The sequence below is a fragment of the Marinobacter suaedae genome, from assembly GCF_030519635.1.
Lineage (GTDB): Bacteria > Pseudomonadota > Gammaproteobacteria > Pseudomonadales > Oleiphilaceae > Marinobacter > Marinobacter suaedae.
In genome coordinates, this window is record NZ_JAUMIS010000002.1 from 589,416 (window position 1) to 603,400 (window position 13,985).

Annotated in this window: 13 protein-coding genes; 1 reads left to right on the forward strand and 12 read right to left on the reverse strand. The window is 54.9% G+C overall.

Translation table 11 applies throughout. The features are described from left to right. Positions 1–54: 54 nt before the first annotated feature. The 10 genes from QVZ43_RS11595 to QVZ43_RS11640 all read right to left on the reverse strand — a co-directional run bounded on the left by QVZ43_RS11595 (position 55) and on the right by QVZ43_RS11640 (position 10,567). On the reverse strand, positions 55–1,728 hold the full coding sequence (locus QVZ43_RS11595; protein ID WP_223793405.1) for an AMP-binding protein: 1,674 nt from the start codon (positions 1,726–1,728) through the stop codon (positions 55–57). A 380-nt stretch (positions 1,729–2,108) separates the two neighbouring features. Continuing rightward, positions 2,109–3,083 carry a TonB family protein gene (locus QVZ43_RS11600; RefSeq protein WP_302910064.1) on the reverse strand — a complete coding sequence of 325 codons (975 nt, stop codon included), beginning with the start codon at positions 3,081–3,083 and terminating at the stop codon, positions 2,109–2,111. After that, positions 3,076–3,564, reverse strand: a complete 489-nt coding sequence (locus tag QVZ43_RS11605) for an ExbD/TolR family protein (RefSeq protein WP_223793403.1) — start codon at positions 3,562–3,564, stop codon at positions 3,076–3,078. The genes QVZ43_RS11600 and QVZ43_RS11605 overlap by 8 nt, the downstream gene beginning before the upstream one ends. Next, positions 3,561–4,091 (reverse strand): ExbD/TolR family protein, encoded by a 531-nt coding sequence (locus tag QVZ43_RS11610; RefSeq protein ID WP_302910065.1) that lies wholly within the window; start codon positions 4,089–4,091, stop codon positions 3,561–3,563. Before QVZ43_RS11610 ends, QVZ43_RS11605 begins: the two co-directional genes overlap by 4 nt. A gap of 47 nt (positions 4,092–4,138) precedes the next feature. Then, a complete protein-coding gene (locus tag QVZ43_RS11615; protein WP_302910066.1) occupies positions 4,139–4,783 on the reverse strand; it encodes a MotA/TolQ/ExbB proton channel family protein in 645 nt (214 codons plus the stop codon). An 18-nt stretch (positions 4,784–4,801) separates the two neighbouring features. Next, the gene (locus QVZ43_RS11620; RefSeq protein WP_420890928.1) at positions 4,802–5,158 is read right to left on the reverse strand and encodes a hypothetical protein; all 357 of its coding nucleotides are present in this window, start codon (positions 5,156–5,158) and stop codon (positions 4,802–4,804) included. 9 nt (positions 5,159–5,167) lie between these two features. Next, positions 5,168–5,647, reverse strand: a complete 480-nt coding sequence (locus tag QVZ43_RS11625) for a tetratricopeptide repeat protein (protein WP_302910068.1) — start codon at positions 5,645–5,647, stop codon at positions 5,168–5,170. Then, positions 5,634–8,444 carry a tetratricopeptide repeat protein gene (locus QVZ43_RS11630; protein ID WP_302910069.1) on the reverse strand — a complete coding sequence of 937 codons (2,811 nt, stop codon included), beginning with the start codon at positions 8,442–8,444 and terminating at the stop codon, positions 5,634–5,636. Before QVZ43_RS11630 ends, QVZ43_RS11625 begins: the two co-directional genes overlap by 14 nt. Further along, positions 8,441–10,096: a tetratricopeptide repeat protein gene (locus tag QVZ43_RS11635; RefSeq protein WP_302910070.1), complete on the reverse strand. Its 1,656-nt coding sequence runs from the start codon at positions 10,094–10,096 to the stop codon at positions 8,441–8,443. The genes QVZ43_RS11630 and QVZ43_RS11635 overlap by 4 nt, the downstream gene beginning before the upstream one ends. A 6-nt stretch (positions 10,097–10,102) precedes the next feature. After that, on the reverse strand, positions 10,103–10,567 hold the full coding sequence (locus QVZ43_RS11640; RefSeq protein WP_302910071.1) for an AraC family transcriptional regulator: 465 nt from the start codon (positions 10,565–10,567) through the stop codon (positions 10,103–10,105). Between the two features lie 653 nt (positions 10,568–11,220). On the opposite strand from QVZ43_RS11640, the gene QVZ43_RS11645 reads away from it, so the two are divergent. Continuing rightward, positions 11,221–11,784, forward strand: coding sequence for a PEP-CTERM sorting domain-containing protein (locus QVZ43_RS11645; RefSeq protein ID WP_302910072.1), 564 nt, complete (start codon positions 11,221–11,223; stop codon positions 11,782–11,784). Between the two features lie 72 nt (positions 11,785–11,856). Here QVZ43_RS11645 and QVZ43_RS11650 read toward each other — a convergent pair whose 3' ends face one another. Together QVZ43_RS11650 and QVZ43_RS11655 are read right to left on the reverse strand one after the other, a co-directional pair. Continuing rightward, positions 11,857–13,035 (reverse strand): vWA domain-containing protein, encoded by a 1,179-nt coding sequence (locus QVZ43_RS11650; protein WP_302910073.1) that lies wholly within the window; start codon positions 13,033–13,035, stop codon positions 11,857–11,859. Positions 13,036–13,057: 22 nt separating this feature from the next. Beyond that, the gene (locus QVZ43_RS11655; protein WP_223793393.1) at positions 13,058–13,900 is read right to left on the reverse strand and encodes an AAA family ATPase; all 843 of its coding nucleotides are present in this window, start codon (positions 13,898–13,900) and stop codon (positions 13,058–13,060) included. Between the last annotated feature and the right edge of the window lie 85 nt (positions 13,901–13,985).

Below are 13,985 nucleotides of genomic sequence, written 5' to 3' on the forward strand. Positions count from 1 at the left end.
TGGGAATGCGGCATCCCTGCTTACATGGTGTCAGCAGGGACCGGCCTTCAGGATTTACTTGTTGGCTTCGTCGCGAAGTTCACGACGCAGAATTTTACCAACGTTGGTCTTCGGCAGTTCGTCGCGGAACTCAAAGTGCTTGGGCACCTTGTAAGCGGTCAGGCGCTCACGACAGAACTCGCGCAGTTCGTTCTCAGTGACACTGTCTTCAGCCGGCACCAGGAAGACTTTCACGGCTTCCCCGCTCTTGGCATCGGGAATACCGACGGCAGCACACTCAACCACTTTTGGATGGCTGGTTACCACATCTTCGATTTCGTTGGGGAACACGTTGAAGCCAGACACAATGATCATGTCTTTCTTCCTGTCGACGATACGCAGGTAACCGTCTTCCTGCACGAGCGCTACGTCACCGGTAAGTAGGTAGCCATCCTCGGTGAACGATTTCTGGGTATCTTCCGGACGCTGCCAGTAACCGCGCATGACCTGCGGTCCCTTCACGCAGAGCTCGCCTGGCTCACCGACGGGGGTTTCTTTACCATCTTCGTCAATGGTCTTGATCAGCGTGTTAGGCACAGGCAAGCCAATGGTACCGATCTGCACAGCCCCGTAGGGGTTAAAGGTAACCACCGGCGAGGTTTCGGTCATACCGTAACCTTCGGAAATCTCACAGCCAGTTACCTTCTGCCATGTCTTGGCGGTGTCGCTGGTCAGAGCCATACCGCCTGAAGAGGTAAGCTTAAGCCCACTGAAATCAAGATTGCAGAAATCTTCGTTATTGCACAGGGCAACAAACAAGGTGTTCAACCCCAGAAAACACGTGAACTTGTGATTTTTCAGTTCTTTCACGAAGCCCGGAATATCGCGCGGATTCGGAATCAGCACGTTATGACCACCGGCTTCCAGCATAATGCCGCAGTTCAGCGTGAAGGAGTAAATGTGGTAAAGCGGCAGAGGTGCAATTACCACCTCCTGACCCTCAATCAGGACACCGCCCATCATGGTACGGGTCTGCTGAAGGTTGGCCACGAGGTTCCCGTGGGTGAGCATGGCACCTTTTGCTACACCCGTCGTACCCCCGGTGTACTGCAAGACCGCAATGTCGTCTTTCTTGCATTCAACCGGTGTGAACTTCTCACGAGCACCGGCACTCAGAACCGCCGGCAACTTGTGCGCACCCGGGATGTTGAAAGCCGGAACCATCTTCTTTACGTGCTTGACCACGGCGTTCATCAGCGTCCGCTTGATCGGCGAATGGAGGTCCGCGATCTCGGTCACGATCACATGTTCAATGCCGGTATGCGGAACGACCTTCTCTGCGTTCTCCGCCATGTTTGCCAGCACAACCAGTGCTTTGGCACCGGAATCATTGAACTGGTGTTCCATCTCGCGGGCGGTGTAAAGCGGGTTGGTGTTGACCACAATCAGCCCGGCACGCATTGCACCAAACACAACAACAGGATACTGACACACGTTGGGCATCTGAACGGCAATACGGTCGCCTGGTTTCAGGTCCGTCTTGTTCTGCAGCCACGCCGCGAAATTGCGGCTCTGAGTGTCGAGATCACGGTAGGTGAGAGTTACACCGACAGCACTAAAAGCAGGACGATCCGCGTATTTTTTTACCGCCTGTTCAAACACGTCCACCATGCTGGTGTATTTGTCGAAATCAACGTCGAGGGATACACCAGCCGGGTATTTGTCCTGATAGAACTGCTCAAAATCCATCACCATCTCCTGTTCAGTGTTTTCTAATTGTCAGGCTTTACGAGCTTAATGCTGATTAAAAATCAACCCTACCAAAGTCTCGGTAGTGAAAAGTTGGGGAGAGAATAGCAGTTTTGGTATCGATGAGGTAGTTCTACGGATTCCCCAATAACACCAACCGTGGCGCCTTTTCTTGGCTGAGCATATCACTCTTAACGCGGCCTAATACGCACGCTTCAGGCAGGCAAAAGGTTCGGAAAAATCTCAATAGAACAGAAGTGCACTGCTAATGAACGCCTCTGTGAAAGGGGCGAAATGCAAACATTGGTAAAATGGCGCTGGTAGAGGTGGGGCCGATCAAGACTCAAACACCAGCCTCGATCGGCTAACTTGTGAACGGATCAGCCGGGTACGAAATCCAGCGGGAAGCGCACACGGCGGGTTTCGACGTTCGCCGACCCGAAGTTGAACATGCGGACTCGCATGGCAAGCCTCTGCTCCAACATGGGATTCCCCAACTCAGAGTTAACCACCTGGCAATCCGACACGGACCCATCCGGCTCAATGACCAGTTCCAGAAGAACCGTGCCTTCCAGCATAGGATCCTGACGGTGCTCGCGTCGATAAAGGGCGTACAAGGCGGACTGCTGAGCGTAGAACTTCTGCCGAATGCTGCTCATGGCCCGTTCACCATCTCCGGAAGACGAAGCTGCTTTGACGGGCTGTGGCTTTTGAACCGGGGCACTGGCCACCTGGACCTGCTTGACTTCATGTCCCTCGACGGCAACTTTGGTCTCCGGCATTGCAGAATCTGTCACTCCGCCACTGCCCTGAAGGGCTGTTTTGGAATCGGGCACGGGGTTCGACGCATAAGCACTGCCACTGGTGTTCGCTGTGAGAGTCTGGACGGATTCGTTGTCCGGCTTGCGCAACGATGCCAGTCGATCTTTCATCGCGAGAAGGCCCGACTGCGATGCCTTCTGGCGCGCTTGTTCGAGGGTCTGCTTTGGTGCGGCCTCAGGCTTCGAAACAGGTTCCGGCCTGGGCTCTGGTTTCGCCACCTGCTGAACTGGCTCTGACTTTGGCGGATTCACCTCGGCGGGTTCAGGTTCAGGTTCGGGCTCCGACTCAGGCTTGACCGGCTCAGGAGGCGGCAGGGGCTTGGCCCGCTCCATCAGTCGTGCCAGCCGGGGCGCAACCTTCTCCGCTTCGTTCCGTTCAATTTCCGGCACATCCAGTAACGGAATCATCAGGGCCGGCGGTAAGGTAAGCGCAAACAGAAGCCCTAGGATGAGCCCGAAACGCCGGTTCTCGCCAATGGAAGAACTCCATGGCAGACCACTGCTGCGCACATCCATGTTGCGAGATTCAGCCACTGCGCACCTCCGGCTCGACCGCCAGGCGAACCTGTCGGAACTCTTCATCTACGCACGTTTGCATGATCTTTCTGAGCAGACGGTAGTCGGTATCCTTGCCGGCCATGATCGTAACTTCAAGGCCCTGCTCCGGAATTTCTTGCCATTTTCCCCGACGATAAGCCAGCTCGTCGGAAAGCCCGGAAATATGGGCGTCGGCACCAACAATACTGTCGAGCCGCGCCACTTCCCTACCCTGCACCAGAATGGCACCACCGGTTACCTGCACAGTCAGATTTTCAACCGCCTGTTGATCGACCGTCGACGTTGGCAAAGGCACGTCGGCAGTGTTCTGCATCACCTTGACGTCGGAGGAGTTCACCATCAGGAAGAACACCAGAATGGTAAAGATATCCATCAGGGACACCAGATTCAGCCCGCCTGCCCTGTGCATGCGTCCGTAATGCCGCTGCATACGCTGAGCTCTGCGAGAAGCTTTCATACGCCACCTCCACTCGCGCTGCTGGAGGTCGTAACCAGCTGTCGGTCTTCCTGCGCGTCCATGAGGGCGACATCCGGGAACAGCTCGCCTTCGACAACACTGGCGGCAACGACGGCAGGGTAAGAGCGGACGGTATCCATCGTGCTCACCAGGGTCTGATAATCAATCTCGGGGCCAACCTCAAGAACGATATCAGTCTTGTCCGGTATGCGAGTCTTGATCTGTCGAAGCACAAAGCGCAGTTCGGCGTAATTCTGCTCGCCCGCTTTGGCAGGAAGAACCTTTATCACTCCTCGTTCACTATCCCCAATCTCGATCCCTTCCGGAATAAGCGTCACAACCAGCTTCAACTCCTCCTGTGGTGGCACATCACCACTTTGGGTACCCGGAAAATTGAGCTCGATCATCCGCACCTGACTGAAGACCATACCCAGCAGAAGCACGGGCACCAGCACAATCATCAGATTCAGGAACGCAGTGATATCGAGCTCGGGTGAGCTGGTAATTCGTCGATGTCGGCGTCTCATAACTGCTTACTCTTGCTGCTCACGTCCATGATTAAGTGGATTCCAGATCAGGCAACCACACCCGGCTGTTTCGGATCGGCAATCATGTTGAGCAGCTTTACGCCAGCCATTTCGAAGCTGTCGACAATTTCGTTGGTTTTGGTCTGTAAGACCGCATGGAACATCAGCAATGGAATGGCAGACATCAGACCAAACGCCGTGGTATTCATGGCGACGGAAATACTTTCAGACAGCAGACTCGCTTTCTGCGAGGGATCTGCAGCTGCAACCGCAGTAAAGGCTGCAATCAGACCGATGATGGTTCCCAGCAGGCCAAGCAGTGTTGCAACGTTGGCCAGCGTTGCCAGGTACTGCGTTCGCTTCTCCAGCCGGGGAAGCACCTCCATCAGCCCTTCTTCCATGGCGTATTCCACATCTTCACGCCGGCTATTATTCAGAAGGCGCCCAAGGCCAGCTCCCATGATGGCAGCAATCGCGCTGTCCGAGCTGGAAGCAGCTTTCATGGCCCTGTGGTAATCGCCTTTTTTAAGAAGTGGGAGTATTCCTCGTTCAAAGGCCACCCGGTTGTGGCGGCGCATGGCGCCGAGGTACACAAAACGCTCAACCGTTATCGCAAGTCCAATCACCAGCACCACGCCAATCGGGTACATGAAAGGGCCGCCATCCTGGAAAAACCGAACAATCGTATCCATTTTCTGAACTCTCCGTTATTACTGCTTGCTCACGGCAGATTCCCGTCCGGGAATCAGTGTTAGTGGGTTGAGGGATTCCCGAAAGACACGCTGCCTTTCAAGGACTTCTGCATCGACAGGCTGAGTGAGCGAAGGAGCTCTGCTATTGAGCTCCTGACGCTCGCGCCGGGGTAGTGTTGGCGGCTGCCATGGCAATATGTAGAGTACCCTTGGGTTATCCTCCCCCACGCTGGTTGAGATACCTTTCACGATCAGTCCCAGCTCGGGTGCCTCGGATTCAGAACCCGCCGCGGCCACCACCGACACCGGGCACAATAGAAGTAGCGGGGGTAACAGGGGCAGCGACTTCAATGAATCCAGCACTTTCAGTCTCATGTTTGGCACTTAGTCTAATCTCCGTTCCAGATCCGCAATCCAGCCAGCCACCCGCTGATCGTCCTGACCCGCCAGTTCCCGATAGCGCTGGTAATGGATCAGGGCTTTCTCAAGATCCAAAAGGTAAAGCTCCGCTATCACGCCCAGGTTGTAGTGCAACTCGGCAACATCCGGTGAATACTGAATACCGGTTTCAAGGAGAGTGACCGCTTCCCTGAAGTTCTTGTTTTCCTTTTTGAGCAGGGCAAGATTATTGACCACTGCGGCGTCAGCGGGGTTCAGGCTCACAGCCTTCTGCCAGGCAATTTCCGCAGCCTGTTTACGCCCCTGATCAAAGGCCTGCTTCCCCTCGTTGGCGAACTGCGCGGCCAGTTCCGGCTTCGCTGGTTCCTGGGGTACCTTTACCCCGGGGCCCGCGCACCCGGCCATGAGCGTCAGCAGAACACAGGCCGTTCCAATCCAGAACCACTTGCTGTCAGGCGCCATCATTCACCTCCATTGCCCAGCTCATCCAGCGCACGGTCCGGTCATATCGCCCCGGATTCATCTTTGCCAGTGCATCCAGGCTCCTGCCTATCCACGCGTTGAAACCGATCGACGCGATGCGCTGGTGATTATCTGAATGCAATCGGATCGCTTTTTCCTCGAAGGGATAGGCTTCTTCCTCAAGCAGCATCTGATATTGCATCGCTTCCATTTCGTTCAGATCATCCGGGACCGAAGACGCCATCAGATCCTGTGCCAACCCCCGGTAAAGCTCGGCACGGCGGTACAGGGACTCAGAGCGAACCACCTCATCCCCGAACTTCTCTGCTTCAAGAAAACGTTGGCGCGCGCTTTCGAGCGCAACCTGCTTTCTGTCCAGCGAATCTGCCAAGGGATGCGTGAGTCGGATTCCGGTGAATGTCGCTGCGGCCCTTGCGCCCAGAATAAGGGCGCTGCGCGCCGCCCAGGCCAGCGTCTCCTCGGAGTGCCATTGGCTGTCAAGTTCGCTGGCAACAATCGCCTCCTGCAGCTTCAGCGGATCATCCCCGGACGCTATAAGACGCTGTCGCATGGTTTGCTGCAGAACATGGTGGTCGGCACTTTCTACCACCGGACTTGTTCCCAGGTACCCCGTGTAAATGGTGTTTCTGGACTCGATGGCACCGCCCTCATGGTAAAGCGCCGCTGCCTTGAGCCGTGTCGGCCAGGGATTTGATTCGGACCTGGCAACCAGAAGCAGCTCGTCGGCGGCTTGTGCCGGATCACCGGCCGATACGTGGGCATGGACCAGTTTGTCGCTAATCCCGGCCGTCAGAGAATGATCAGGAAAATCAGCCCGGAACCGGGTAAAGGCATCGATGGCAGCAGCGTACTGATGTGCGATTAACAGAGTATTGGCTGCATCGTAACGCCCCTTGATGGCGATCTCGGAACCCGGAAGTGCCGACTCAATGCGCTCGAAATGATTGACGGCCGCATCCACATTTCCGGCCTCAGCAGCCACTTCACCCTGGCGATAGATAACCGTTGCCAATTGATGTTGGGCAGCTCGCGCATCGGTTGCACCTGCCGGGCTGACCTCGCCACTGCCCAGCTGCTCCAGAACGTTATTCCAGGCTTGCTCTGCCAGCGAAAACTCTTCACGATGTTGCCGGACTTTGGCCACGACCTGCCAGGCTGCGTAACGCTCTGAAGCGTTTGACCCTGGATGCAAAACCGCCTTTTGAGCAGTCTCTATAGCCTTCTCAAGTTCGCCCCTTTCAAACCAGCGGACGGAAAGCTCAGCCAGCAAACCGGCCAGACGGCCATCTCCGGAGAAGTGGACTTCAAAGCGGACGGCTTCGTGAGCAAGATCATCAATGTCAGCTCGGAATCCCGGAGAAGTTCGTTGACCGTCCAGGCCTTCCCGCAGCAGAACAATGGCAGCCCAGCCCGCGTCCGCCGCCTCGGGATAGCCACCGAACGTGTAGGCTGATTCCTGGAAGTCAATCAGCGCTGCACTGTATTGTCCGGACTGGAGTCGGGCATCACCGGCAAGACGAAGAACTTCTCCGGATTCCTCGGTTCTTCCCGCGAGTGCTTCGTAGAAACTTGCTGCGGTGGAAAAGTCTTGCTGGCCGTCTACCCGATTACCTGCGGCCAGGTTCCTGGAACCGGAATGGTAGTGAAAATCCGCCAGTTCGCGACTGAATTGAAGCCAACGCTCCTGTTCCGCCCCGGAGAGCGTTTGGTAAAGGTCCGGCGAAGCAAATTGCGCCACATAATTCGCCTTTGCCGCCCTGACCTTCGCCGGCTTGTCCGCCAGCAGCCAGACATCTGCAACCTGGGCAAGGAAGGCTGGATTGCGCGGATGATTGGGGAAGTAATCAACAAAGGCCTGATTTGCGGCAACACTCTCGGTGTATTGTCCCAGCACTGCGTAGTAATCCGCGAGGCGATCGAACACAACATAGGTCCAGTACCGGTCCTCTGCCCCGTCGAGCCAGGTATAGAGTCGCTCTGCTCCATCGGTTCGCGCGGCCATCATTGCCAGAACTCGCAGCGTATCGTCGATCGTATCGACGCTGGATCTATCGACCGTCAGCAAACTCTCCTGATCCGGCAGAAACCCATCCAAAACCCGAATAAAATTGTCCGCCGCCCGGTTCCAGGCGGAAACGCCCTGTTTGAACTGGCTCCAACCCATCATAAATCGGACTTTCGTGCCCAAAGGGGAATCGCCGGAAACCTGATCAAGTACCGCGCGGTATTCGGCTTCCGCTTCCGGATAGTTGCCACTGGCAAAAGCTGATTCGGCCACGCGGAATCTGGCTTCTGGCGCGAAGGGAGATTTCGGGTAAAGCCCTGCCAACTGCTTGAGCCGCGTGATTGACTCATCGGCCTGCCCAGTTAACGCGTGGGCCTTTGCCATCTGGTAGAGCAGTTCATCGAGACGACCGCTGTAGGAACCACGACCGATGATCGATTCGTAGCTCCCGATCGCTTCCCGATAGATCGCGGTTTCTTCCTCTGGTGTAAACCCGATGTCTTCACCGGATAACGTCTGGATATTGCTCAGGCGATTCAATGCATCGATACGAACCTCCGGCTCGTCCGATGAACGGAACAATTTCTGGTACCGCCTCGCCACCTCTGCCGGAGAAATAGCCGGCATCGGTCGTGATTCAAAGGGAAGAAAAACCGGGCGCATGTCGCCGATGGTTTCTCCCTCGCCGCCCAATTCGACACGGAACGCCTCCTGCGCCCATGACAAAGTCGCTACGCCAAAGGAACACAGCAAAGCTGCTACTAGACGCTTCATGGTTCGCGCCCCTCCATCTTGCTGACGGCAAGATATTCGTAGAGATGCGCAATCTGCTGCTCGGCTTTATCTTGTACAAGAACCATCCTGCGGTCCTGCACCGACACAAACTCGAGCGCCAGCTCATCAAGCTGCCGGTCGGCTTCGCGCCTGAGAACCTGGACCTGCCCGTAGAGACGTTCCGTAGAACTCTTCAACGAGCGGGCTTCGGCCAGCAAGCGCTCAAGTTCCAATGGCTGATTCTGGACAGAACGCCCAAAGGTAGTGAGGTCAGTGGACGTTTCCGCAAGGGTTTCAGCAACGGCGTCGAGTCTGGCCCTCTGGATGGCAGACAATGGCTGCGCCGACAGTGCGGACAGTTCTTTGTGCAGGAATCGCTGGGTGGAAAGCAAACCGCCAACAACATCAGGTTTTTGGCGGGACAATGTCGTCAACTGCGACTTCAAACTGCGGATGAAGACATCAAGGTCCCGCGCTTCCCGCTCAAGCTCACTTCCAACCGCGTCCAGTTCAGCAACCCTTGAAACCGCTTTCTGAGCCTCCGGCTCCTGCAACAGCTCGTGCAGATAGGCAATCCTGGGCTGGGTTTTTATTCGATGGTCTGCCAGGAACCACTCGACGCCAGTATCGCGGGCCTTCGCTAAAAGCGTGTTGTAGGCTCCACCTTCACGAATCTGTTCAGCCAGATTCCGAAGAGTCACGCGTTCGCTTTCAAACGCGGCAGTTGCAGCCAGGTAGGCCTCACCCGATTGTCCGAGATAACCAGAAAGGTCGTACCCCCGCCCCATCCCAATCCACGAATCGGCGACACCCGGATAAGCCAGCGGGTACTTCTTCGCCCTGTGCCAGCTCTGCATTGCCGCCCGGCTGCTGCCTTTTTTGGACAGCGCCAAACCATGAAAATACAGTGCCTGAGCCGTCAAGTTGTTATCGCCGTCAAGGGACACTCCCTCAAGGAAGCTAATCGCCTTGTCGTAGTCGTTGTTCTGAAGCGCCAGATAACCCGCGCGAACGAGCAACCGACCAGTCAACGCCTTGCGACGACTCACTTCTGGGTCCTGCTCCGCCATGGCCAGGGCGACTCTCAACGAAACCAGGGCCCGAACAGCATTGAGATCTTCGCGAGCATAATCGCTGGCAAGGTTCATATAGCCGACAGCGGCCCAGTACCCGGCGGCCAGGCCACCCAACACCTGACCTGCTTTTTCGGAATGACCGTTTGACCGGTGCAGTTCAGCCAGATAAAAGCCGGCCTCCGAACCTGTTTCACGTCCTCCGACTCGTACTGCCAGCTCGAGCCATTTCTGAGCCTCCGGATCCTGGTAGTGCAGCAGGGTTTTCCCCAGAAGGAGCGCTGCATCCGCCCGGTGATAATCGCCGTCAATAACGGCTTTAAGCTCGGAGATCGCATCTTCGGTTCGCCCACTTGCCAGTAGCAACTGGGCCCGAAGGAAGTCTGCCGACGGCCCTTCCAGACGGCTGGCAGAGTTCAGCACAGGCGCAAGTTCATTATTCGCGAGGGCAAAGCGCACCAGACCGTTACGTAACTGCTCCGCTGACATGGGTTCTTTACTGGCACCGGCAAATCCGCTGCCAGTTATCGCAAGCCCGAACGTGACCAGCGCGAGCTTCTTCAAAAACACATCCTTCATGGGCAGTTATTTCCACTCATGAAACACAACACGAGGTTCGAAATCCGGTGCCTGGGCATCCAGACTCATCTGAATCCGGAAGGGGCCGGGACGTTTGGTGAACCGGTAGACGGACTCCCGCCGGACAAAGTGGTCATTCGCGGCCTGAGCGGACACGACGGTTTTCAATTCATGCTCGCCACTGGAGAGGTTACCGGTGAACAGTTGCTGGACGCCGCCGTTATCGAGGGAGCGCAGTTCACGGGCGCTGTATAGGTGCGAGGCTACTGGCTCGCCATCGAGATAGAGCTCAACGGAGTCTAACTCCAGCGTATCCCGGGCCCCGAGTGTCAAAAAGACTGCCAGTCTGGTGTTGGCGGGATGAAGAATACTTTGCTGCAGGGCAAACACATTGGCGCTGTGCTCATGTACCTGGTTCTTGAGCGCCTCTATCCTGGAGTCCAGTTCCGATGCCCGGATGAGAGAGGTCACACACGCTGAAACTGCGAAGAAAAGGACTACTGCGGTTAGCCTGCGGGTTTTGACGGCTTTCCGATCCTTTTGAGCACCGAACATGTCTCTGTCTACCCCCTGCCTTCCTGGTGAAGGTCTTTATTCTTATGTAACTGTTCGAGAGGGAGCGTAACACTTGGTAAACACCAATAACGGTATCCAGATCACCAAATAAGAATCTCCAGACCCAAAAACGGCAGGAAGTGTCGATCAATTTGACAGGTTTTTCGATAAAGAGACGGAACGGTTCGAGGATTGCCGAGATATGGCGCTTACATCTCTGATTATAAATATCTTTTTACCGATGGCCTTGTAATTGCAGGATCAGAAACCGCGGGATTACTTTTTCAGGCAATCCCGTTTGAAATGCCGAGCTTTGCCGATGCCCTCAACCGCATCGGCTTTTTTTATCAGGTCAGGCTGTTTGGACTCTTGAACTAAACCTCCGAGTCTAAAACCAACAAAACGACAGCTAAAGAGCCGACAAACTTTACATGTCTCAAAAACGATCTAATCGATAGAAGACCTTAGCTTTTATAATTCTTCAAAATCTGGTGAGTGGGCCTGATTAATGCCTGTGGATCGGTGTGGCTGTATTCACAAATACACCTAAAGCACAGGACACAACAACAATGAGGGAATTAACGAAAGTATTTGCTGCAATACTGGCATTGCTGTTGGCTAACACTGCCTCAGCTCTTCTTGTTTATGATCAAAATAATCCGTATGTCTTCCTAGAAAGTGGAGAATCCAAAACCATTACTCATGACCTGAGAGACAATGGAGTGCCGGATTCTTTTTTGGTGACATCGGCCAAACTCGTTTTGGGCTTCTCTGACGGATATTGGGAAGCCGACAAAGCGTATGACTTCGCAGATATTTCCGGAGATGGACTCAGCGGCACGTGGGAAGTAGACGGAACACACAAGTTCGGCTTCGATATCCGCTGGCTTGATGTCGGTTCAGATGGGATTGATAGCCTAAACACTTCGGGATTGCTGGCAGTTACTGTGACGGCATTGGCCTACTACGATGGAAAATCGCAGCCGTACAACGACTTCTGGTGGAAAACCTCAAAACTTAAAGCGAATATTGAGCCGATACCTGTACCAGAACCCGCTACTGTAGCGTTACTTGGTCTAGGTATTCTTGGCCTTGGAGTTTCAAGACGCAGAAGCAGAAAAGAAGTGTTCTAAACGCCGAAAGCCCTCCGACCCTTCGGGGGGCTTTTTTTACCATCGAGAAGTCGAAGCCTTGCCTCCACCACTCTATTTACTCAACTGCCTCATTGCCCCTTCCAGGCCATCAATGGTGAGTGGATACATCTGATCATTCACCAACTGACGAGTCATTCCCAGGGATCCTCCAGTTCCCCAGTAACTCTCGGGGAGCGGGTTCAGCCAGACCACCTTCCTGAAATGATCGTGCACTCGCTGGAACCAGGTGGCTCCGGACTCTTCATTCCAGTGTTCGATCGAGCCTCCCGGATGGGATATCTCATAGGGCGCCATGGTGGCGTCCCCCACAAAGATCACCTTATAGTCCGGCGAGTACTTGTGGAGGATATCCCAGGTGCTGGTGGTTTCATTCATCCGGCGAATGTTGTTCGTCCAGACGCTCTCGTAGATAAAGTTATGGAAGTAAAAATACTCCATGTGCTTGAACTCGAGACGGGCAGCGGAAAACAGCTCTTCACAAACCCGGATATGCGGATCCATGGAACCGCCGACATCAAAAAAGATCAGCACTTTCACCGCATTGTGCCGCTCCGGAACCATTTTCAGATCCAGATAACCCGCGTTTCGCGCCGTCGAGCGAATGGTATCGTCCATGTCGAGCTGGTCCGCCGCCCCCTGACGAGCGAACTTTCGCAACCGTCGTAACGCCACCTTGACGTTACGAATGCCCAGCGTCAGGCTGTCATCCAGATCCTTGAACGCGCGCTTTTCCCACACTTTCACGGCCCGGCCGTGACGACCGTTCTTCTGGCCGATGCGGAAGCCCTCGGGGTTATAGCCGTTGGCACCAAACGGAGACGTGCCGCCCGTCCCTATCCACTTGTTACCACCAGCGTGGCGTTCATTTTGCTCTTCCATGCGTTTCTTGAAGGTTTCGATCAGTTCCTCAAGCCCGCCCAGAGAATCAATTTTGGCCTTGTCTTCCTCTGACAGGTGCTTTTCAAACTCTGCCCGCAGCCAATCATCGGGGATCAGCTGCTCCATGAGATCGTCGAGATTTTCGATGCCCTCAAAGTAGGCTTTGAACGCCCGATCGAACTTATCGAAGTGGCGCTCATCCTTGACCAGGCAAAGCCGGGAGAGGTAATAAAACTCCTCCATATCGGCAAACGCCAGTCGATTTCGAAGCGCCTCCAGCAGATCTAGGAATTCGCGCAGACTGGCAGGCACCTTTGCCCGCCGGACCTCGAGAAAAAAATCAATCAACATAACGCAAGACTCTTGCTGAGTATCAGCCGCGGCGACGAGCCATAAATGCCAGTTTCTGCAGCAGGTGTACGTCCTGTTCGTTTTTCACCAAAGCCCCGTAGAGAGGCGGTAGCGCCGTACTTGAGTCCTTTTCCTGCAGCAACTTTGCGGACAACTCGTCGGCCATCAGCAGTTTCAGCCAATCAATGAGTTCGGATGTGGACGGCTTTTTCTTCAGTCCAGGCACCTTCCGAACGTCGAAAAACACTTCCAGAGCATCGCGAACGATTTCCTGCTGCAGCCCCGGGAAATGGACATCGACAATATCCTGCATGGTGTCGTGGTCCGGGAAGCTGATGTAGTGAAAGAAACAGCGACGCAGAAACGCGTCGGGCAGTTCCTTCTCGTTGTTGCTGGTAATCACCACAATCGGACGCTGTCTGGCTTTGACGAACTCCTGGGTTTCGTAAACAAAGAACTCCATCCGATCGAGTTCCAGCAACAGATCGTTAGGGAATTCGATATCGGCCTTATCGATCTCATCGATCAAAAGGACAACTTGCTCATCCGCCTCAAAGGCCTCCCATAGCTTGCCCTTCACGATGTAGTTGCGGATGTCGTTGACTTTTTCGTCACCCAACTGGGAATCCCGCAGCCGTGAAACGGCATCGTATTCGTAAAGCCCCTGCTGCGCCTTGGTTGTGGACTTGATGTGCCAGGGAATCAGCTTCATTCCCAACGCGGCGGCCATTTCCTCCGCCAGCAAGGTTTTCCCGGTTCCAGGCTCGCCCTTGATCAGAAGGGGCCGTTGGAGCGATATGGCTGCGTTCACGGCCATTTGCAGGTCATCGGTGGCAACGTATTTTTCGGTACCGGTAAACTTCATGGGTTACGTTCCTGTCAGTTACTTTTTCTCGGACTCGGTTGATTCGGGATCTGCGTGTTTGCCTGATTGGCATCCAACTCTCGGA

Coding starts and splice junctions, on each gene's coding strand:
- QVZ43_RS11595 (WP_223793405.1), bottom strand. CDS start 1,728: ATGGATTTTGAGCAGTTCTATCAGGACAAATACCCGGCTGGTGTATCC.
- QVZ43_RS11610 (WP_302910065.1), bottom strand. CDS start 4,091: ATGAGACGCCGACATCGACGAATTACCAGCTCACCCGAGCTCGATATC.
- QVZ43_RS11655 (WP_223793393.1), bottom strand. CDS start 13,900: ATGAAGTTTACCGGTACCGAAAAATACGTTGCCACCGATGACCTGCAA.
- QVZ43_RS11630 (WP_302910069.1), bottom strand. CDS start 8,444: ATGAAGCGTCTAGTAGCAGCTTTGCTGTGTTCCTTTGGCGTAGCGACT.
- QVZ43_RS11605 (WP_223793403.1), bottom strand. CDS start 3,564: ATGAAAGCTTCTCGCAGAGCTCAGCGTATGCAGCGGCATTACGGACGC.
- QVZ43_RS11650 (WP_302910073.1), bottom strand. CDS start 13,035: ATGTTGATTGATTTTTTTCTCGAGGTCCGGCGGGCAAAGGTGCCTGCC.
- QVZ43_RS11620 (WP_420890928.1), bottom strand. CDS start 5,158: ATGAGACTGAAAGTGCTGGATTCATTGAAGTCGCTGCCCCTGTTACCC.
- QVZ43_RS11635 (WP_302910070.1), bottom strand. CDS start 10,096: ATGAAGGATGTGTTTTTGAAGAAGCTCGCGCTGGTCACGTTCGGGCTT.
- QVZ43_RS11645 (WP_302910072.1), top strand. CDS start 11,221: ATGAGGGAATTAACGAAAGTATTTGCTGCAATACTGGCATTGCTGTTG.
- QVZ43_RS11615 (WP_302910066.1), bottom strand. CDS start 4,783: ATGGATACGATTGTTCGGTTTTTCCAGGATGGCGGCCCTTTCATGTAC.
- QVZ43_RS11625 (WP_302910068.1), bottom strand. CDS start 5,647: ATGATGGCGCCTGACAGCAAGTGGTTCTGGATTGGAACGGCCTGTGTT.